1 protein-coding gene is annotated in these 267 nt (G+C 30.0%); it reads right to left on the bottom strand.

Annotated elements, in window-relative coordinates; translation table 11 throughout:
• A partial coding sequence (locus ACRHNM_RS16920; RefSeq protein ID WP_431137788.1) for a tyrosine-type recombinase/integrase occupies positions 1–267 on the bottom strand: 267 nt, incomplete at both ends.

The raw sequence follows: 267 nt of genomic DNA on the forward strand, positions 1-267 counted from the left end.
GTGTGTATATACTTGTGTTGCTGCTAAACTGGTATGTCCAAGAAGTTCTTTTACTGCATTTAAATCTGCTCCTTCATTTAATAAATGTGTTGCAAATGAGTGCCTTAATACATGTGGACTACAGTTAGCTTTTGAGGATGCTACACTAAAATACTTATTTATTATTCTATAAACAAGCATTTCGTAAATCTTAACACCCTTTTTTGTTAAAAATAAATACTCTTTATCCGTAATTTCGGGTAAACTATTTCTATAACTTAAATAGGT

This window comes from Psychroserpens mesophilus, assembly GCF_050617655.1.
GTDB classification, from domain to species: Bacteria; Bacteroidota; Bacteroidia; order Flavobacteriales; family Flavobacteriaceae; genus Psychroserpens; species Psychroserpens mesophilus_A.